General features: G+C 64.7%; 23 protein-coding genes. 15 read left to right on the top strand and 8 right to left on the bottom strand.

From position 1 onward, the window contains the following. Window positions 1-36: 36 nt before the first annotated feature. Together U0S50_RS02510 and U0S50_RS02505 are read right to left on the bottom strand one after the other, a co-directional pair. Entirely contained in the window at window positions 37-1,659 is a 1,623-nt protein-coding gene (locus U0S50_RS02510; protein WP_322307158.1) for a sensor histidine kinase, read from the bottom strand. Continuing rightward, window positions 1,652-2,362 carry a response regulator transcription factor gene (locus tag U0S50_RS02505; RefSeq protein ID WP_322307157.1) on the bottom strand — a complete coding sequence of 237 codons (711 nt, stop codon included), beginning with the start codon at window positions 2,360-2,362 and terminating at the stop codon, window positions 1,652-1,654. The genes U0S50_RS02510 and U0S50_RS02505 overlap by 8 nt, the downstream gene beginning before the upstream one ends. 269 nt (window positions 2,363-2,631) lie before the next feature. Between U0S50_RS02505 and U0S50_RS02500 the strand changes: the two genes are divergently transcribed. The 3 genes from U0S50_RS02500 (at window position 2,632) to U0S50_RS02490 (ending at window position 6,078) form a co-directional block, all read left to right on the top strand. After that, window positions 2,632-4,233, top strand: coding sequence for a phosphoenolpyruvate carboxykinase (locus U0S50_RS02500; RefSeq protein WP_322307156.1), 1,602 nt, complete (start codon window positions 2,632-2,634; stop codon window positions 4,231-4,233). A 47-nt stretch (window positions 4,234-4,280) separates the two neighbouring features. Continuing rightward, window positions 4,281-4,748: a hypothetical protein gene (locus tag U0S50_RS02495; protein ID WP_322307155.1), complete on the top strand. Its 468-nt coding sequence runs from the start codon at window positions 4,281-4,283 to the stop codon at window positions 4,746-4,748. Between the two features lie 82 nt (window positions 4,749-4,830). Further along, a complete protein-coding gene (locus U0S50_RS02490) occupies window positions 4,831-6,078 on the top strand; it encodes a hypothetical protein (RefSeq protein ID WP_322307154.1) in 1,248 nt (415 codons plus the stop codon). A 77-nt stretch (window positions 6,079-6,155) separates the two neighbouring features. Here the strand turns inward: U0S50_RS02490 and U0S50_RS02485 are convergent, their stop codons facing one another. Next, the gene (locus U0S50_RS02485; RefSeq protein ID WP_322307292.1) at window positions 6,156-7,985 is read right to left on the bottom strand and encodes a DUF885 domain-containing protein; all 1,830 of its coding nucleotides are present in this window, start codon (window positions 7,983-7,985) and stop codon (window positions 6,156-6,158) included. 252 nt (window positions 7,986-8,237) lie between these two features. Beyond that, the gene (locus U0S50_RS02480; protein ID WP_322307153.1) at window positions 8,238-8,645 is read right to left on the bottom strand and encodes a DUF3597 domain-containing protein; all 408 of its coding nucleotides are present in this window, start codon (window positions 8,643-8,645) and stop codon (window positions 8,238-8,240) included. A gap of 171 nt (window positions 8,646-8,816) precedes the next feature. Between U0S50_RS02480 and U0S50_RS02475 the strand changes: the two genes are divergently transcribed. Continuing rightward, window positions 8,817-9,422 carry a DUF937 domain-containing protein gene (locus U0S50_RS02475; protein WP_322307152.1) on the top strand — a complete coding sequence of 202 codons (606 nt, stop codon included), beginning with the start codon at window positions 8,817-8,819 and terminating at the stop codon, window positions 9,420-9,422. A 37-nt stretch (window positions 9,423-9,459) separates the two neighbouring features. Here U0S50_RS02475 and U0S50_RS02470 read toward each other — a convergent pair whose 3' ends face one another. From U0S50_RS02470 to rplU, 3 genes are all read right to left on the bottom strand, one after another. Further along, window positions 9,460-10,074, bottom strand: coding sequence for a GNAT family N-acetyltransferase (locus tag U0S50_RS02470; RefSeq protein WP_322307291.1), 615 nt, complete (start codon window positions 10,072-10,074; stop codon window positions 9,460-9,462). A 239-nt stretch (window positions 10,075-10,313) separates the two neighbouring features. Beyond that, window positions 10,314-10,583, bottom strand: a complete 270-nt coding sequence (gene rpmA, locus U0S50_RS02465; RefSeq protein WP_322307151.1) for a 50S ribosomal protein L27 — start codon at window positions 10,581-10,583, stop codon at window positions 10,314-10,316. A gap of 49 nt (window positions 10,584-10,632) precedes the next feature. Next, window positions 10,633-11,088 carry a 50S ribosomal protein L21 gene (gene rplU, locus U0S50_RS02460; protein WP_322307150.1) on the bottom strand — a complete coding sequence of 152 codons (456 nt, stop codon included), beginning with the start codon at window positions 11,086-11,088 and terminating at the stop codon, window positions 10,633-10,635. 327 nt (window positions 11,089-11,415) lie between these two features. Between rplU and U0S50_RS02455 the strand changes: the two genes are divergently transcribed. Continuing rightward, window positions 11,416-11,931, top strand: a complete 516-nt coding sequence (locus U0S50_RS02455; protein WP_322307149.1) for a hypothetical protein — start codon at window positions 11,416-11,418, stop codon at window positions 11,929-11,931. Between the two features lie 30 nt (window positions 11,932-11,961). Here the strand turns inward: U0S50_RS02455 and pspF are convergent, their stop codons facing one another. Continuing rightward, on the bottom strand, window positions 11,962-13,002 hold the full coding sequence (pspF, locus tag U0S50_RS02450; RefSeq protein WP_322307148.1) for a phage shock protein operon transcriptional activator: 1,041 nt from the start codon (window positions 13,000-13,002) through the stop codon (window positions 11,962-11,964). 175 nt (window positions 13,003-13,177) lie between these two features. Here pspF and U0S50_RS02445 point away from each other — a divergent pair, with 175 nt between their 5' ends. The 10 genes from U0S50_RS02445 to U0S50_RS02400 all read left to right on the top strand — a co-directional run bounded on the left by U0S50_RS02445 (window position 13,178) and on the right by U0S50_RS02400 (window position 16,911). Further along, on the top strand, window positions 13,178-13,345 hold the full coding sequence (locus U0S50_RS02445) for a hypothetical protein (RefSeq protein WP_322307147.1): 168 nt from the start codon (window positions 13,178-13,180) through the stop codon (window positions 13,343-13,345). 98 nt (window positions 13,346-13,443) lie between these two features. After that, window positions 13,444-14,106: a phage shock protein PspA gene (gene pspA, locus U0S50_RS02440; protein WP_322307146.1), complete on the top strand. Its 663-nt coding sequence runs from the start codon at window positions 13,444-13,446 to the stop codon at window positions 14,104-14,106. A gap of 12 nt (window positions 14,107-14,118) precedes the next feature. Then, entirely contained in the window at window positions 14,119-14,391 is a 273-nt protein-coding gene (gene pspB / locus U0S50_RS02435) for an envelope stress response membrane protein PspB (protein ID WP_322307145.1), read from the top strand. 1 nt (window position 14,392) lies between these two features. Further along, on the top strand, window positions 14,393-14,773 hold the full coding sequence (gene pspC / locus U0S50_RS02430) for an envelope stress response membrane protein PspC (protein ID WP_322307144.1): 381 nt from the start codon (window positions 14,393-14,395) through the stop codon (window positions 14,771-14,773). Between the two features lie 42 nt (window positions 14,774-14,815). Beyond that, window positions 14,816-15,115 (top strand): hypothetical protein, encoded by a 300-nt coding sequence (locus U0S50_RS02425; RefSeq protein WP_322307143.1) that lies wholly within the window; start codon window positions 14,816-14,818, stop codon window positions 15,113-15,115. Window positions 15,116-15,141: 26 nt separating this feature from the next. After that, window positions 15,142-15,453, top strand: coding sequence for a hypothetical protein (locus U0S50_RS02420; RefSeq protein WP_322307290.1), 312 nt, complete (start codon window positions 15,142-15,144; stop codon window positions 15,451-15,453). Window positions 15,454-15,464: 11 nt separating this feature from the next. Further along, window positions 15,465-15,740: a hypothetical protein gene (locus U0S50_RS02415; RefSeq protein ID WP_322307142.1), complete on the top strand. Its 276-nt coding sequence runs from the start codon at window positions 15,465-15,467 to the stop codon at window positions 15,738-15,740. A 24-nt stretch (window positions 15,741-15,764) separates the two neighbouring features. Next, the gene (locus U0S50_RS02410; protein ID WP_322307141.1) at window positions 15,765-16,025 is read left to right on the top strand and encodes a hypothetical protein; all 261 of its coding nucleotides are present in this window, start codon (window positions 15,765-15,767) and stop codon (window positions 16,023-16,025) included. 23 nt (window positions 16,026-16,048) lie between these two features. Beyond that, window positions 16,049-16,303 (top strand): hypothetical protein, encoded by a 255-nt coding sequence (locus tag U0S50_RS02405; RefSeq protein ID WP_322307140.1) that lies wholly within the window; start codon window positions 16,049-16,051, stop codon window positions 16,301-16,303. A gap of 197 nt (window positions 16,304-16,500) precedes the next feature. Then, complete coding sequence (locus U0S50_RS02400; RefSeq protein ID WP_322307139.1) at window positions 16,501-16,911, top strand: SufE family protein; 411 nt, start codon at window positions 16,501-16,503, stop codon at window positions 16,909-16,911. Window positions 16,912-17,007 lie beyond the last annotated feature (96 nt).

Genomic DNA, 17,007 nt, shown 5'->3' with positions numbered 1-17,007 from the left:
CGGCAAACCGTTTCGTTGCGGTACGGGGCGCGGGGATCAATTGCCCTTTTCGTTCGCATCGTGGGCGGGCAGCGTGACGAGGAAACTGGCGCCGCGCTGGCCGTCGTCGCGGTCGCGTGCCGAAATGGTTCCACCATGCCCCTCGACGATCGTTCGCGCGATTGCGAGGCCCAGGCCGCTGTGGCGTCCGAACGCTTCACCTTCGGGTCTTTCGCTGTGAAAGCGGCGAAAGATAGCCTCGCGCTGGGCAGGGTCGATACCGGGGCCGTCGTCATCGACGCGGATATGCACCTCGTCGCCCAGCCGCGTCGCGGCGATGCACACCAGCCCGCCGGCGGGTGAAAAGCTGATCGCATTGTCGATCAGATTGTCGATTACGCGTTCCAGCCGGTGCCCGTCGCCCATCACCAGCGTCGTGTCCTTGCGCGGGCGGGCAAAGGCGAGGCGCGGCTGCGGGGTTTCGCCGTTCGCTTCGGCATCGGCCTCTGCCCGGGCGCAGCGTCCGGCCAGCATCGATCCGATCATCATGCCGACATCGACAGGCTCGAAATGGGTGCGCGACAATTGCGCGTCGATGCGGCTCGCGTCGCTGATGTCGCTCACCAGCCGGTCGAGCCGCCGCACATCCTCATCGACGATGGCGAGCAGCTGCGCGCGTTGATCGTCCCCCGTCACCCGCCCCAGGCCTTCGATCGCTGAACGGATCGAGGCGATGGGGTTTTTCAGCTCGTGCGTTACGTCAGCGGCGAAATGCTCGCCCGCGTCGATCCGTTCGCGCAGCGCCTGCGTCATGTCGCTGAGCGCGCGGGCCAGCGTGCCGATTTCGTCGCGGCGGCTGGGCAGGCGGGGAACGACGACTTCGCGGGCGCGCCCCAGGCGCACGCGCACTGCCGCGCGGGCCAGGCGGCGCAGAGGGCGCACGATCGTCCGGGCCAGGAAAAGCGATAGCAGCACCGATGCGGTCAGCACCATGGCGACGACGACCGATAGCCGGAAGCGTTCGGCCCGCACCGTGCGCGTGATGTCGCGCGCGTTGAGCGTCATCAATACGACCTCGGGCGTCTCCAGATCGACGACGCGCGCGGCGCTGAGCAAGGGCGTGCGCTCGGGGGCGTAGCGAAAGCGGCTGGCGCCCTCGCCGCTGCGTTGCGCCTCGACGACTTCGGGCCACGCCGATGCGGTGTCGATCGCGGGTTCCTCGAACGCGGGATAGGAAGGGGCGCCGACGATCCAGTCGATACCGCGGTCCATCGCGCGCGCGGCGTCGCGTTTCCAGGGCTGCAGGTCGGGATCGCGCAGTGTATAGGTTTCCGGCCCGGTCTCGAAACTGTCGGACAGGCGCCGGCCATCGCCCGCGTAAAAGCGCAGCCGCGATTCGGTGGCGCGGGAAAAGGCGTCGATCAGATGTTGGCGCTGGTCGGGGCGTGCCGCTTCCAGCGCCGCATCGAGCATCGCCAGCTGTTCCTGCATCACCGTGACGCGCGTGTCGATCAGCCGCGTCCGATAGGTATCGAGATAGAAGAAACCACCCATCAGCAGCGCGATGGCGAGGATGTTGACCGCCAGGATGCGTGTGGTCAGCGACCAGCGCGCCGACCAGACCAGCGGCGCCTCCTCCTGTTCGGCGATGCTGCCTTCGGGCGGACGTGCCTCAGCCATCGTCGGAAAAGCGGTAACCCGCGCCATATAGGGTGGCAATCGCGTCGAAATCGGGATCGACCTCGCGGAACTTGCGGCGCAGGCGTTTGATGTGGCTGTCGATGGTGCGGTCGTCGATATAGACATCGTCCTGATAGGCGGCGTCCATCAACTGGTTTCGGCTGCGCACGATGCCGGGGCGCGCGGCAAGGGTTTCGAGGATCAGGAATTCGGTGACGGTCAGTGTCACATCCTTGCCGTCCCAGCTGACCTTGTGGCGCGCGGGATCCATCGATAGCCGCCCGCGGGTGATCGGTTCGGCGACGGGTTCGTCGATCGCGTCGGCGGCCTCGCGGTTCAGTTCGACGCGGCGCAATATGGCACGGATTCGGGCGATCACCAGTCGCTGTGAAAAGGGTTTGGCGATATAATCGTCGGCGCCCATCGCGAGGCCCAGCGCTTCGTCGATCTCGTCATCCTTGCTGGTCAGGAAGATCACCGGAAGCTGGCTTTTCTCGCGCAGGCGGCGCAGCAGTTCCAGCCCGTCCATGCGCGGCATCTTGATATCGAAAACCGCCAGGTCGGGCGGATTGTCGATCAGCGGTTTCAGCGCCGCCTCGCCGTCGGAATAGACGCGCGTGACAAAGCCTTCGGCCTGCAGCGCGATCGACAGGGATTGCAGGATGTTGCGGTCGTCGTCGACCAGCGCGATGGTTGCCGTCATGATCTTTCCATTGGGCGGACCCGGGCGCTGCAATTAACCGATTGCGCGCCATGCGACAACCGGTCGCCGCAGCATGGTGCCGATGACGGCGCGGGGCGGCGGAAATGGCGCTTTAATCTTTTGACCTGCCGGGGCAGGATCGCTAACGCGGGCGCCATCTACGGAATCGGCGTCACGTCGGCACCCATCCAAATGCGGGCCTGCCTTTCTGTTCGGCAGGTGTCGCATACCTATGCAATGGCCCGGCGGATGAGAGAAAGGCGAAGACAATGACGAAAGTGGTGATCGGCGATACGACCGTCCAGACACAGGCGGACGTGGCCGAAAACTGGGGCACGGCGCAGCTTGTCGAGGATGCGCTGCGTCATGGCGAGGGCATGCTCGCCAAGGATGGCCCGCTCGTCGTCGCCACAGGCAAGCACACCGGACGCAGCGCCAAGGACAAGTTCATCGTTCAGGACGCGGAAACCGCCGATACCATCTGGTGGGGCAAGACCAATGTGCCGATGACCCCCGAGCATTTTGCCGCGCTGAAGGCTGATTTCTTCGCCCATCTCGCGTCGCGCGAGCGCCTGTATCGCCAGCAGCTGTTCGGCGGGTCGCAGCCCGAGCATCGCGTCGGGGTCCAGGTCATCACCGAATTCGCCTGGCACAGCCAGTTCATTCGCACGCTGCTCTGCCGCCCGACGGCCGCGGAACTGGCGGCGTTCGAAAGCGAATATACCGTCATCGACCTGCCGAGCTTCCGCGCCGACCCGGCCCGTCACGGATCGCGCAGCGAGACCGTTATCGCGGTTAATTTCTCCGAAAAGCTCGTGCTGATCGGCGGCACGCAATATGCGGGTGAGATGAAGAAGTCGGTGTTCGGCATCCTCAACTATCTGCTGCCGGTAAAGGGCGTGATGCCGATGCACTGTTCGGCGAACATCGGCGCCAACGGCGATACCGCGGTCTTCTTCGGCCTGTCCGGCACCGGCAAGACGACGCTGTCGGCCGACGCCTCGCGCACGCTGATCGGCGACGACGAACATGGCTGGTCGGACACCGCGGTCTTCAACTTCGAAGGCGGCTGCTATGCCAAGATGATCCGCCTGTCGGCGGAGGCCGAACCCGAAATCTTCGCGACCACGAAGCGTTTCGGTACCGTGCTCGAAAATGTCGTGATCGACCCCGAAACGCGCGAACTTGATTTCGACGACAATAGCCTCGCCGAAAACAGCCGCGGTTCCTATCCGATCGATTTCATTCCGAACACGTCGGAAAAGAACATGGGGCCGGTGCCGCAGAATATTATCATGCTCACCGCCGATGCCTATGGGGTGCTGCCTCCGATCGCGAAGCTGACCCCCGACCAGGCGATGTACCACTTCCTGTCCGGCTATACTGCGCGCGTCGCGGGGACAGAGATTGGCGTGACCGAGCCTGAGGCGACCTTCTCGACCTGTTTCGGTGCGCCGTTCATGCCGCGCCATCCGTCGGTCTATGGCAATCTGCTGAAAGATCGCATCGCGAAGGGCGGGGTACAGTGCTGGCTTGTCAACACCGGCTGGACCGGCGGGATGGCGACGATGGACGGCATCAAACGGATGCCGATCAAGGCGACCCGCGCGCTGCTCAACGCCGCGCTCGACGGCAGCCTCAACGACGCCGAATTCCGCAAGGACCCGAATTTCGGTTTCCTGGTTCCCGTCGCGGTGCCGGGCGTCGATTCGGGCCTGCTCGATCCGCGCGAGGCCTGGGCCGACAAGGCGGCCTATGACCGCACCGCGCAAACGCTGGTCGGGCAATTCATCGACAATTTCGCGCAATTCGCGGACCATGTCGATGAAGGCGTCCGCCAGGCCGCACCGAAAGCGGTCATCGCAGCATAATCCTGCCCGGTTCCTCCGGGTGGTCAATCCCCCGGAAGGACCGGATAATGACAACCGAATATTCCCCGCGCCTGTTCGAACGCGACGACGACATCAGGGCAATTGGCGAAGGCTTGCTTGCCTGCACCCTGCCGCGCGCGGCGTGGACGCACGAGGCGCATCTCGGCGCCTGCCTGTGGCTGATCGCCGAGCGCCCCGACATCGATGTCGATGCCGATATTGCTGACATCATCTGCCGCTTCAACGAGAGCGTCGGGGGCGTGAACGACGACCATAATGGCTATCACGACAGCATCACCCGCGCCTATGTTGCCGGGGTCAGGCTGTTCCTTGCGGCGACGCCCGAAACGACGCTCGTGGGCCGCGTCAACGCGCTGCTGCTGTCCGACATGGGGCGCCGCGACTGGCCGCTGCGTTTCTACAGCCGCGATCTGCTCTTTTCGGTCGCCGCGCGGCGCGGCTTTGTCGAACCCGATCTGGCGCCATTTTCGGACAATCATTCGCCTTTGGCATAGCTGATACGCGTCAAAGCGGATCAGATCGTTACTTGCCTGTCCTTTCCCCCGGCATAGCCTGCGCGGCTTGGGGGAGGCGCTTATGGGCCGTTTCAAGTTCGCCGGCATTGCGGGGCTGGCTCTGTTCGTGTCGGGGTGCGCCTCGATCGACAAATATCATGTGCCGCCGCCCGGTATTGTCAGCGATACCCACGCGCCGGACAGGATACTTTACGATCACGCGATCAAAGACACCGATCCGCGCCTGCAATCGCCCACGTTGGCCAACGCCTTCATCCGTCGCTATCGCGACCTGTGGGACGCGGGTCTGCCCAGCGGCGACAAGCAGGACATGGACGTCAAGGCGCTGGAGACGACAAAGCTTGGCATGACGCTGGTCGAACTGCGCTGCGAGCTCTTCTTTTCCTCGATCGGGCGCGGTTCACAGAAGATGGATTTTATCCACCGCGAGGTTGAAATCCTGACAAGCGCGCTGACGGCAACGCTGGGACTGATCAGCGCTTCGGACAATGCCGTCACCGGGGCGGGGCTGCTGAGCGGGGCGACGCTCTCGTCGCTGGACAATTATTCCAACGTCTTTTTCTTTTCGCCCGAGGTCGGCAAGGTCCAGCGTCTGGTTGCCGATGCGTTTGCGGTGCTGCGCGCCGAAACATTCGCTCCGTCCCAGGTTCCCAAGGATTTTGATGCGATGGTCCGGGCCATCAAACGTCATCAGAGCATCTGTACGCCGCACGAAATTCGGCGGTTGGTGAACGAGGCGGTCGATGCGGGCGAGATTGAGGTCGTTTACAGGGACGGGGCGGTAAAGGGCGGTCTCGACCCCCATCTTGAGCGGCTTTTCGATCGTATTGCGGCGCTGTTGTCGGGCGCCGCGCCGCCGGGGAATGTGCCGGGCATCACGCCGCGTCAGGCGGTACTGATCAAATGGCTTTTGGAAACGCCGAGCGGCGATGAGCCCAATTTTATCTGTCTGGCGCTGGAAAGCGAAGACCTTCGGCGCAAGCTTTGCCAAGGCGCAACCGGCAACCACGCGCTGAATTCGGCTTTGACCGACGCCGACAAGGCGGCGCTGCGCGATCTGCTGAAGGCCGTGGAGCTCAGCAGTACGGGCTGGGTGGAAAAGGATCTGGCGACTTTTAAATCGGCCTATGCGGCGCAAAAGTCGCGGATCGACGGATTGCTGGCCCAGATACGTGACGCCAAGGACGAGGCCGAACGCCAAAGGGCGCGCGGCGATTTCCTCGATGTCATGATCGCATCGACCGGTCGTGTGTCGACACAAACGATCGCACCAGCGGTTCCGACCGAAATGAGCGTGAAGGCCAAATAGTCGCGGCCGCGGGGCGGCATTGCCCAGCCCCGGGGGCTCCGGATCGGGTCCGGAGCCCTACGCCATGGCGTGCGAAATTATCCCTTCGCCGCCGCAATATAGGCGTCGACATTCTGGGCGAGCACGTCGAGCGGGACATTGCCGCCCTCGACCACGACATTGTTGAAGTCGCGCAGGTCATAGCGCGCGCCGAGCGCCGCCTCGGCGTGGCCCCGCTGGCGGACGATCTCGCTATGCCCGACCTTGTAACCGCAGGCCTGGCCCGCCCAGCTGCAATAGCGGTCGACCTCGCTTGCGACCTCGAGCGGGTTGGAGCCATTTTCCTTCACAAAGAAATCGACCCCCTGCTGGCGCGTCCAGCGCTTGGCATGAAGCCCGGTGTCGACCACCAGCCGACAGGCGCGAAAGGCGATCGATTGCAGATAGCCGAGCCGCCCAACCTCGAAGTCGTCATAGAGGCCAAGCTCGTCGGCGAGCTGTTCGGCATAGAGCGCCCAACCTTCGGAATAGGCGTTGAAGGCCAGCATCGTACGGATCAGCGGCATCTGGTTGGCATATTCACCCTGCCACGCATGACCCGGAATCGCTTCGTGCATCGTCAGGTCGGGAAGCGAATATTTGCTGTGGAGATCGGTGGTGCGCAGGTTGATCCAGAATTTTCCGGGGATGCTGCCGTCGATCGACCCCGCGCCGCCATAGGCCGCGGGCGCGCCCGGTTCTTCGGCCAGCGGCAATCGCTTGACCTCGACATTGCCCTTCATCAGCGTGCGAAACGCGCGTGGCAACTCAGCGCGAATCTTGCCGAGCCAAGTCTGGATATAGGCCTTGATCTCTTCCCGGCCGGCATCATTGTCGGGGAATTGAAAGCGCGGGTCCTTGGCCAGTGCGTTCATCCGGTCGCCGACCGATCCTTGGGTATAGCCCAGCCTTTTCAGGATCGGGTTCATGCGGCCGTGCAGCTCGGCCAGCTGCTGACGGCCCATTTCATGCACTTCGTCGGGCGTCATGCGGGTGGTCGTCGAGGCGCGCAGCGCCCAGGCGTAAAATTCGTCGCCGCCGGGGCGTGCCCACATTCCCGCATCGTCGGTGGCTTTTGGTCGTTGCGCCTTCAGTTCGGCAAGCTGACGCTCGAGCGCGGGGACGACCGCGCCGCGCGTGATGCTTTCGGCCTGGGGTCCCCAATTGCCGGCGATATCGGCCTCGCGGGCCCGCTTCACGAGGCTTTCGACCAGGCTGCCGCCCTGGCGCGCATCGGCGAGGCTGGCCTCCATCTGCCGTACCGCCTTGTCGATCAGGAAGCCGGGGGCGATCAGTCCCCGCGCTCCCGCTTCCTTCAGCCGCTCAGTCTCTCCGTCGAGCGCGGTGGGATAGGCGCCAAGGCGCGCCAGATAGGCTTCGGCATCGGCGCTGGTCTTGACCGGATGGTCGCTGTCGAGAAAGCGCGGCACGTCGAGATAGGCGCCGACATTCTGGATCACGACATAGGGCGTGTTGCGCCAGCCGCCGACCGCGACATCGCCATAGGGCTGCGCGAAACCGTCGAGCGCGACGCCATAGGCACTTTCCACGACCGCCAGGCTGGTGCGCGTGCCGTGGTCGAGCCCCGCCTTGTCAAAGGCCCGGACGCGCGCCAGGTCGGTTTTCAGCGTGGCGGCGATCGCCGCCTGTCCGGCGGGAGAGCGATCGGTCAGCCGCCCGCGCATCGCGGCGCGCGCGTCGGTGTCGATGCCAAGCGACGTCGCGCCCTCGGGCGAATGGGCGAGCAGATTTTCGGCGATCGAATCGAGCAACTGCGTCGCGGCGGCAGCCGGGCTCTGCGGCGCCGTCGGCGGGACCGACACGGCCGATTCCACCGCGCGGGCGCCGCAGCCCGACAGGGCGAGCGCGGTTGTGCCCGCGCCCAGCATGGCGAGCGTTTGGCGGCGGTTCACGGGCGAAGAAATGGTGGCGGACACTGGGGCTCCCTTGCGACACTTGTTTCAGTTGAAACCTGTCTGAAGGGGGCAAGCGTCGCGGTCAATGCCGGGCATGAAAGGCGGGCCGTAGCGCCGCGGCAAAAGCAAAGCGCCCGCACCCGCCTGAGCGCGCAGGCCGCCCGGCGGTTGCGCCGTGAAGCCGCTCGCCCTCCCTCGGTGGAGGAGGGAGGGCGAAGGCTGGATTCAGTCGGTCAGGTCGGCGGGCACCTTGCCGCCATTCGCGGCAAGTTCGCGCATCACCGCCTTGTGCAGCCAGATGTTCATTTCGGCGCTGCCGTTGAGCTCGCCGGTATAGCCAAGTTCCTGGGCCAGTTCCTTGCGGTTATCGAGGCTGGAATCGATATCGAGCAGCTTCATCAGGTCGACGATCGAGGTGCGCCAGTTCAACGGCTGCCCGGCCTTCGCCGCCTCTGCTGCCAGAATCGCCTCGACATCGACTTCGCTGATCGCCGGGCTGGATGCGGCGGCCATCGCGCTGGTTGCGGCGTCGAGCGCGGTCCCCACGGGACTGGGCGGCGCGGCGGCGGCGGGCTCTGCGGCCTCGGCCTTCTTGCCGAAGATGGCATCCTTGATCTTGCTGAAAATACCCATTGCATGGCTCCCACTTTGGTCGGTGTGCCCCGCAAACGGATGGGGGGCGACAGCCTGACTTATGACGCGCGCGGATGACAGGGGAATGAACGGCTCGTCCTGCGCCCGCCCGCTGCTATAACAATGCCTGTCGGCGCGTTTCGATCCGCGCCTTTGTGGGAGAATGACCAGATGAACCTGACCGATATCCTGGCCCAGGCGGGCGGCATCGAATCGATGGCGAAGGAATTGGGCGTGCCGCCGTCGGTCGCGCGCCAGGGCGCCGACGCGCTGCTGCCCGCCATTCTGGGCGGATTCAAGAAACAGGCGCAATCGGGCGGCATCGAAGGGCTGGGCGGGATGATCGGCCAGCTTGGCGGTGGCGGGCTGCTCGACGCGGTGCTCGGAACACAGCCAACCCCGGTGGACAAGGGCAATGACGTGCTCGGCCAGATTTTCGGATCAAAGGATGTCAGCCGGTCGGTCGCGGGTCATGCGGCGACCGAAACCGGGATCGACAGCGGCCTGTTGAAAAAGATGCTGCCGATGCTCGCGATGCTGGTCGCGGGCTATATGGCCAAACAGGGCGGTGGGGCCGCAGGCGGTTTGGCGCAGGGCGGCCTCGGCGACCTGATCGGCGGCGGGCTTGGCGGGATGCTCGGCGGCCTGCTGGGCGGCGGTTCGGCCACCGGAACAGCGGGCGGCGGGCTCGGCGGCCTCGGCAGCCTGCTCGACCTTGACGGCGATGGAAACCCGCTGGACGACATCATCGGCATGGCGGGCAAGCTCGGCCGCTGACGGCGCGGCGCTGGCGCCCCTTGCCGATGAAGGGGCGTCAGGCGGCCGCCAGGCGCCATTCCTCGCGCAGCGCGTCGGGCCAGCGTCGGGCGTCGCGCATCGTGACGGGGGTGTCGCTGTCACCCCCGTCATTGCCCGGTGCCGCGATGTCGCGGACATATTCGACCGTCGGTGCAGCGGCGCCGCGCCCAAGGCTCTGGCGCATCGGTCGGCAGCCGGTGGCGCGAAAGCCCAGCTTGCGCAGCACCGATCCCGACGCGGGATTGTCGACGAAATGCGACGCGACGATCCGGCGGATGCCCATGGTGCGGGCCAGTTCGATCATATGGCGGGCGGCCTCGGTCGCATAGCCGAGGCCCCAGTGCGGACGAGCGACCCAATAGCCGAGTTCGACCGACCCGTCGGCCATCGCGTCGAGGCCGATGCAGCCGATGATGCGCGGCGCGCTCGTCGTGCGCTGGACCATCAGGAACTTGCTCGGACTGCCGTCCAGCCATCCGGCGAGGAAGGCGCGGGCGTCGTCCTCGCGATAGGGCCAGGGGGCGCTGGCAAGGTTTCGGACGATCATCTCGTCGCCGATCGCCCGGGCGAGCGCGGGGGCATCTTCGTGCCAGCCGGGCCGCAGCAATAATCTTTCGGTACGCGCAAACATTTTTGTCACTCCCATTTGCCTGTCGCCCTGGCGCCATTTGGTGACGCTTTGAGGACAGTCTAATGCTGAGGGAGATGATCGGACCCTTTTTTGCGCCCATCCGCCAAGCGACGGATTTCGGACAAGAAAAAAGGGAGATCGGGGTGACCCGTCTCCCTCTTTTCGAACTTTGTTTCCGCTTGGGGCGGAAAGGACCGTTCCGGGTCATCCCTTGGTGGACGACCCTGGCAGACCGTCCCTTATTCGGCGGCGTCCGCCATAATATCGACCGATACGAATTTACGGCCGAGCTTGCCGTCGTGGAATCGGACGCGGCCGTCCGCGGTGGCGAACAGCGTGTGGTCCTTGCCCATGCCGACGTTGACGCCCGGGTACACCTTGGTCCCGCGCTGGCGCACGATGATGTTGCCGCCGATCACTTCCTGACCGCCGAACTTCTTCACGCCAAGGCGACGGCCGGCTGAATCGCGACCGTTGCGCGAGGAACCGCCTGCTTTCTTATGTGCCATGACCTATACTCCTTGATTCGTTCCAGGGGCCGAGCTGCGGGATTCGCGCTCAGGCTTCCTTCTTGGGGGCCGCTTTCTTGGCGGCGGGCTTCTTCGCGGGAGCGGCCTGTTCGGCGGCTTCCTTCTTCGGCGCGGCGGCCTTCTTTTCGGCGGCCGGGGCAGCGTCTTCCTTCGGAGCCGCTTCCTTCTTCGGGGCAGCCTTCTTGGCTTCGCCGACGGCCAGGATGCGCAGCAGCGTCAGCGACTGGCGGTGGCCGTTGCGACGGCGATAATTGTGCCGGCGGCGCTTCTTGAAGACGATGACCTTTTCGCCGCGCGTCTGGGCGATGATCTCGGCCGAAACGGTCAGACCCTTCGCATCCTTGACCTCGCCGCCGTCACCGGCCAGCAGGACGTCGCCCAGCGACACGGTGTCGCCAGCTTCACCCTCGATCTTCTCGACGGCGATCTTGTCTCCAGCGGCGACGCGATACTGCTTGCCGCCCGTGCGCACGATTGCGAACATGGTCTTCCATCCAATCAAAAAACAAATTGCCCGCGCCGCCAGTCACCCGCCGAAGCAGGCGATTTTTCCGGCATGCGGGAAAGTCAGCGCCACTAGCGACCCTGCTGCCGCCTGTCAACCGCCAATTCCCGTGCTTTCCGGCAACTTGCCCGCACCCATGCGCGAATCAGGCGCGGCGGCGATAATCTGCACGAATATTGCGTGAAAGGCGATGGCGTGGGTTCGGCGCCGGAGCGGGGGCGGGCGGGTCGCCGGGGCGGCGGCGGCGTGGTTCCGCCGTCCGATTCGGCCTTGCTGCCGGCGTCGGCGGCCCATATCAGGGGCGTGATGATGCGTTCGCTTTCCCTCGTGCCGCTCACGGCGCTATTGCTGTTGTCGGGCTGTGCTGCGGCCCAGGGGCCGCAGACGCCCTCGCTTGCCAAGCGTGCGGTCGAGGGGCGATTCGACATCGCCCCGCCGGTGGTCGCGGTCGATCCGCCGGGGCCGCTGCCGACCGATCTTGCCGGGCGTCTCGCGCGCTGGGATGCCGATGGAGCGGCGGCGCAGCAGGCCTTTGCCGCCGAGCGCAACGCCGCGTCACCGCTCGTCGCGGCCTCCGGCGGCGCGGCGGTCGGGTCGGAGCGCTGGGTGGTGGCCCAGCAGGCGATTTCGCGCATGGTGGCGGCGCGGGCCCCGGCGACGGCGGCGCTTGCCGATATCGACCGGCTCTATGTCGAGCGCAGTATCGATGAACAGGTCGACGGGATGCCCGCCATTTATGCGCTGCGCGACCGGCTGGCCGACATGGTCGCGTCGCAGGATGCGATCATCGCCGCGCTGGCCGCGCAATTGCCGGGGCAATAGCGGCGGGCGCGCCGCAAGGGGCTCGTCGGATCACGGGTTCAGTCCGTGCTTTTTCAGCGCGTGGCGAATCTGGTCATAGCTCAGTCCCAGCGCCTCGGCCGCCACCTTCTGATTATAGCGGCATCGCGCCATGGTATCGGACAATATCTGGCGTTCGAATGCGTCGACCGCCGCGCGCAGATCGCTGACCGGCGTACCCGAGGCGGCGGGCGCTTCGGGTTGTGCCGGTGCGGCATCGCCGGGCGCGGCCGGCGGCGTGCTGCCGCTCGCGGGCGCGGCCGGGCGCGCCTTGGGCTGCCAGGGGCTGGCAAAGGGGTCGAAGCTCAGCGCGTCGACCGGCTTGGCGGGGTCGGCCCAGCGATAGATGCCGCGTTCGATGACGTTGCGCAGTTCGCGGACATTGCCGGGCCAGTCGTGCCCCTCCATCGCCGCCAGGGCGCGCGGGCCGAAGCCTGGCCATTCCTCCCAGCCCAGAACCGCCGCCATCCGCTGTCCGAAATAGGTGGCAAGCACCTCGATGTCGCCTTCGCGCGCGCGCAAGGGGGGCAGGGTGATGACCTCGAACGACAGGCGGTCGAGCAGGTCGGCGCGAAAGCGATTGTCCTCCACCAGCGCGGGCAGATGTTCGTTGGTTGCCGCGACGATGCGGACATCGACGCGGATCGGGCGCGAGGCGCCGACGCGCGTGACCTCTCCATATTCGACCGCGCGCAGCAGCCGTTCCTGTGCGCCCATCGACATGGTCGCCAGCTCGTCGAGGAACAGGGTGCCGCCGTCGGCTTCCTCGAAGCGTCCGGCGCGGCTGCGCGTCGCGCCGGTGAAGGCGCCCGCCTCGTGTCCGAACAGCTCGCTCTCGATCAGCGTCTCGGGCATCGCGGCGCAGTTCATGATGACATAGGGGCGGTCCCAGCGCGCCGACAGGCGGTGAAGGCGCTCGGCGATCAGTTCCTTGCCGGTGCCGCGCTCGCCGATGACCAGTACCGGGCGGTCGAGCGTCGCGGCCTGGCTGGCGCGTTCGACCGCGTCCTGAAAGGCCATCGACTGGCCGATGAACTGTGTTTCGCGCTCCATTCCCAAATATTGGCAAAATTTCCCGCTGATTGGCAAGCTAAATCGGATCGAAGGATCGGGCGCAAGCAAAAACCCTCGTTTTTCTGGGGTTATGGGCAATTGGCACGCCCCCTGCATAGTGTTGAGCGAACCGGCGTGTGAGGCGCCGGAGCAGCGAAAACAGGAAGGTAGATTCATGAAAACGACGTTCACCCAGGCCGCCACCTTCGCTCTCAGCGCAGCGGGCGCGCTGGCGATCCTCGTTGGCACGATCGACCAGTCGGTTGCCGCCCAGATGGCCGGGTCCCCCACCGGTGCTTTGGTGGCCGCTGCTGCATCCCCGGCGGTCAGTCCCTTGGCCTGACCGGCACTGGTGCCGGGGCAACTCTCCCCCCTTGCCCCGCCCCGGCACCAGCCATTTTTACGAAGGTCTCAAGAAGAATTTCGACAGGAGTTTATTCAATGGGTATTTTTTCACGCACCCGCGACATCATCGCCGCCAACGTCACCGACTTGCTCGACCGGGCTGAAGATCCGGAAAAGATGATCCGCCAGATCATCTTCGAAATGAACGAAACGCTGGTCGAAGTACGCGCGTCTGCCGCCCGCACCATCGCGGATCAGAAGGAAATGCGCCGCCACATCGCCAAGCTGGAAAGCCTGCAGGACGGCTGGAAGGAAAAGGCTGAGCTCGCGCTGTCGAAGGACCGCGAAGACCTCGCCACCGCCGCTCTGGTCGAAAAGCAGAAGGCCGGCGACATGGCCGAACGGCTGAAGGCGGAAATCGCGGTGCTCGATGATGCGCTGAAGGGTTATGAAGCCGACATTCAGAAGCTTCAGAAAAAACTGTCCGAAGCGCGCGCGCGCCAGTCGAGCGTCGTCAACCGTCTCGAAAGCGCGGAAAACCGCTATCGTCTGCGGGAAATGACCCATGGCGACCGGGTCGAGGACGCCTTCTCGCGCTTTGAGATGCTCGAGCGCCGCGTCGACGAGGCCGAAGGCCGTGCCGATGCGCTGGGTCTGGGCTATAAGAAGTCGCTCGATGAGGAAATCGCCGAGTTGCAGGCAGCCGACAAGGTCGCCGACGAACTCGCGGCGCTGAAAGCGGCCCAGGCGAAGAAGTAAGGAGACGGACCGATGGAAGATGTGATCGTCCCGATCGTCGTGGTTCCCGCGATCTTCCTCGGTCTGCCCTGGCTGATCCTCCACTATGTGACGAAGTGGAAGCAGGCCAAGACATTGACCGGAGAGGACGAGCAGCTGCTCGACGAACTTTACGATACGGCGCGGCGGCTGGAGAACCGTCTCCATACCGTCGAACGGATCATCAGCGCCGACAATCCCGATTTTCGCCCTGCGGTACGCAGCGATGACGAATTGGCGCAGATCGAAATGAACAGGAGGAACTGAGATGGCTGCCAGCCGCACGAAATTTTATCTCGACAAGCAGAACGCCAAATGGAGCGGCGTCTGTGCAGGGATCGCGGACTATAGCGGTGTCGATGTCCTCTGGGTCCGGGTCGGCGCGGTTCTGCTGACGCTGATGGGGGGCTTTCCCTGGACGCTGATCGCCTATTGGGCGGTCGCCTGGATGGGGACGCCAAAGCCGCTCGCGCTTTACGGATCGCAGGAAGAAGCGAAATTCTGGCAGGGCGTGCGCAGCAACCCGACCGCTTCGACCCGCGACATCAAGTCGCGCTTTCGCGATATCGATCGCCGCCTCGCGGATATCGAGCTTTACTACACGAGCCACAACCGCCGCCTCGCGGACGAGATCGACGCACTGCGTTGATCCCGTGCGGGGCAGGAACAAGGCAACAGGGAGATTGGAAAAATGAGCTGGGGTGGTCCCGCTTTCGTCCTCGCCATCATCGCATTGTCGATCGGCGGATGGATGTTCACCACATGGATCCGTGCCAAGCACGGCTATCCGATCGAAAATGAATGGGGCGGTACGGTTCATCGAACCGATGCCGACGCTGATCGAAAAATTGCGCTGCTGACCGATGACAATGCCAAGCTCGCCGACAAGATTGTCCGGCTGGAAGATCGGCTCTCGGTTCTCGAACGCATCGCCACCGAAAACAATGGCCAGGCGGCTCGGCTCGCCGACCAGATCGACAGCCTGCGCTGAAAACGGGGAACAGTAAAATGGACAAGATGATCTTCCTGACCGAAATCGCACCGATGCTTGCGGTTATTGTCGCGCTCGGCGTTGCGGGCTGGGTCACGACCACCTGGTTGCGGATCAAGAACGGCTACCCGCTCGAAAACAGCTGGGGCAAGGCAGTCTATCCCAAGACCAACGACGAAGCGATGGAGCGCGTCAAGCTGATCAGCCAGGAAAATGCGCAGCTTCGCGCCGAACTGGGGTCGGTGAAGGATCGCCTGGCGGTGGTCGAGCGCATCGTCACCGACGAAGGCCACCGGCTCAGCCACGAGATCGAGGCGCTGCGGCGTCCGGCGAACTAAGGAGAAGGGCCATGAGCCAGAATCTCTTTGTCCTTGGTTTCTTCTTCATTGTGGTCGGGATCCCCACGCTCACAAGTATCGCCTACGCCGCCTATGAGCGTCACCTGAAGTTTAAGGAAAAGCAGCTCAAGGCGATCACCAACGAAACCGCTGAAAAGGCCGCTCAATATGCGGCGCAGACCGAAAGGCTCGAACAGCGCGTCCGCGTTCTGGAACGCATCGTGACCGATAGGGGCATCGATGTCGCCGACGAGATCGAGAAACTGCGCGACGCGCCGCTGAACTAGAAGAGAAACGAGAGGATACTCCCCATGAACCCCTTTGAAATGGTCATCGGTATCGTTCTGATCGTCACGATCGGCAGCATCGTCCGGGCCAAATATGGCGTCCGCCGCGACCGCAATGGTCATGACTATGTGGTTTCCAACGATGCCGAGACCAAGGCGCTGCTGGCCGAGATCCGCGCGCTCAAGGAACGCATCCAGGTGCTCGAACGCATCGCCACCGACAACAATCGCGCCGCCAGCCTGGACGAGGAAATCGAACGGCTGCGCGATCGTTCCCTCCCCTGATGTAACGAAGAAGGAGCCGAACCATGGCCGCCATTGCATCCGATCTCAGCATCAATCTCGTCATGGCCGCTGCCGCGCTTGGGGCGCTGGCGATCATCAGCCTGGTCGCGCTGCGCGGCTGGCGCGATTGGATCCAGCTCAAGCGCGACGAACTTGCGGCCGGCATAGCCCCGGCGCAGGACCCGACGGTTCCGCATGCCGGATCGCGGATCGAAATCGCCGATCTCAAGGAGCGCTTGCGCAAGCTCGAAGCCATTGCGGCGGGGGTCGACCTGTAAATACAGGCCGTCACCGACATTGCGAGCGTAGCAACGCCATCCAGCGCCGTGCACCATGCGCAACCGCCCTGGGTGGCGTCGCCACGCTCGCCGCGACGGGAGGGCAAGGCGGGATGGCCCGCGAGATGGTTCAGCGAGATGGAAAGGGGGGAGGGCTCCCTCTTCACAGCGTCCCGCAAATCTGCCACTGGCCCGGCATGCGCAGCCTCGACGATATTTTCGAAGAATATGATTTTCTCGACGGCGACGATCGTTATCGCCTGCTGATCGAACTTGGCCGCGGGCTCGAAGCGATGCCCGACGCGCTCAAGACCGATGCGACCCTGGTGCGCGGCTGTTCGGCGAGCGTCTGGGTCTATCCGGTGCCGCACGATGACGGGCGGCTGCATTTCCTGGCCGACAGCAATGCCGCGATCACCAAGGGCATCGTCGCGCTCGTCCTCGCCGCTGTGCAGGACCGCCCGGCCGCCGCGGTCGCCGACATGGACGTCGCCGCCGCGCTCGCTCCCTTCGACTTGACGCGTCAGCTGTCGTCGAACCGCACCCAGGGCGTCCCCAACATGATCGCGCTGATCCAGGACACCGCGCGGCGTATCGCCGCAGGCTGACCGCCGCCGGATAGCGCGCGCCGCCGACCACCCTTCCTTCACCACGCACAAAAAAGGGCGCGGAAGTCTCCTTCCGCGCCCTGATTTTTTTTGGTC

The organism is Sphingopyxis sp., assembly GCF_034380315.1.
Classification (GTDB): Bacteria; Pseudomonadota; Alphaproteobacteria; order Sphingomonadales; family Sphingomonadaceae; genus Sphingopyxis.
This window is presented reverse-complemented; position numbering and strand designations above follow the sequence as displayed.

What these genes read in the sequence shown, in the direction of transcription:
- U0S50_RS02420 (WP_322307290.1), top strand. Translation starts at nt 15,142, where the DNA reads ATGATCTTCCTGACCGAAATCGCACCGATGCTTGCGGTTATTGTCGCG.
- U0S50_RS02485 (WP_322307292.1), bottom strand. Translation starts at nt 7,985, where the DNA reads ATGCTGGGCGCGGGCACAACCGCGCTCGCCCTGTCGGGCTGCGGCGCC.
- U0S50_RS02425 (WP_322307143.1), top strand. Translation starts at nt 14,816, where the DNA reads ATGAGCTGGGGTGGTCCCGCTTTCGTCCTCGCCATCATCGCATTGTCG.
- U0S50_RS02510 (WP_322307158.1), bottom strand. Translation starts at nt 1,659, where the DNA reads ATGGCTGAGGCACGTCCGCCCGAAGGCAGCATCGCCGAACAGGAGGAG.
- pspA (WP_322307146.1), top strand. Translation starts at nt 13,444, where the DNA reads ATGGGTATTTTTTCACGCACCCGCGACATCATCGCCGCCAACGTCACC.
- U0S50_RS02400 (WP_322307139.1), top strand. Translation starts at nt 16,501, where the DNA reads ATGCGCAGCCTCGACGATATTTTCGAAGAATATGATTTTCTCGACGGC.
- U0S50_RS02495 (WP_322307155.1), top strand. Translation starts at nt 4,281, where the DNA reads ATGACAACCGAATATTCCCCGCGCCTGTTCGAACGCGACGACGACATC.
- U0S50_RS02470 (WP_322307291.1), bottom strand. Translation starts at nt 10,074, where the DNA reads ATGTTTGCGCGTACCGAAAGATTATTGCTGCGGCCCGGCTGGCACGAA.
- U0S50_RS02405 (WP_322307140.1), top strand. Translation starts at nt 16,049, where the DNA reads ATGGCCGCCATTGCATCCGATCTCAGCATCAATCTCGTCATGGCCGCT.
- U0S50_RS02490 (WP_322307154.1), top strand. Translation starts at nt 4,831, where the DNA reads ATGGGCCGTTTCAAGTTCGCCGGCATTGCGGGGCTGGCTCTGTTCGTG.
- U0S50_RS02415 (WP_322307142.1), top strand. Translation starts at nt 15,465, where the DNA reads ATGAGCCAGAATCTCTTTGTCCTTGGTTTCTTCTTCATTGTGGTCGGG.
- U0S50_RS02475 (WP_322307152.1), top strand. Translation starts at nt 8,817, where the DNA reads ATGAACCTGACCGATATCCTGGCCCAGGCGGGCGGCATCGAATCGATG.
- U0S50_RS02410 (WP_322307141.1), top strand. Translation starts at nt 15,765, where the DNA reads ATGAACCCCTTTGAAATGGTCATCGGTATCGTTCTGATCGTCACGATC.
- U0S50_RS02505 (WP_322307157.1), bottom strand. Translation starts at nt 2,362, where the DNA reads ATGACGGCAACCATCGCGCTGGTCGACGACGACCGCAACATCCTGCAA.
- pspB (WP_322307145.1), top strand. Translation starts at nt 14,119, where the DNA reads ATGGAAGATGTGATCGTCCCGATCGTCGTGGTTCCCGCGATCTTCCTC.
- U0S50_RS02500 (WP_322307156.1), top strand. Translation starts at nt 2,632, where the DNA reads ATGACGAAAGTGGTGATCGGCGATACGACCGTCCAGACACAGGCGGAC.
- rpmA (WP_322307151.1), bottom strand. Translation starts at nt 10,583, where the DNA reads ATGGCACATAAGAAAGCAGGCGGTTCCTCGCGCAACGGTCGCGATTCA.
- pspF (WP_322307148.1), bottom strand. Translation starts at nt 13,002, where the DNA reads ATGGAGCGCGAAACACAGTTCATCGGCCAGTCGATGGCCTTTCAGGAC.
- pspC (WP_322307144.1), top strand. Translation starts at nt 14,393, where the DNA reads ATGGCTGCCAGCCGCACGAAATTTTATCTCGACAAGCAGAACGCCAAA.
- rplU (WP_322307150.1), bottom strand. Translation starts at nt 11,088, where the DNA reads ATGTTCGCAATCGTGCGCACGGGCGGCAAGCAGTATCGCGTCGCCGCT.
- U0S50_RS02455 (WP_322307149.1), top strand. Translation starts at nt 11,416, where the DNA reads ATGATGCGTTCGCTTTCCCTCGTGCCGCTCACGGCGCTATTGCTGTTG.
- U0S50_RS02480 (WP_322307153.1), bottom strand. Translation starts at nt 8,645, where the DNA reads ATGGGTATTTTCAGCAAGATCAAGGATGCCATCTTCGGCAAGAAGGCC.
- U0S50_RS02445 (WP_322307147.1), top strand. Translation starts at nt 13,178, where the DNA reads ATGAAAACGACGTTCACCCAGGCCGCCACCTTCGCTCTCAGCGCAGCG.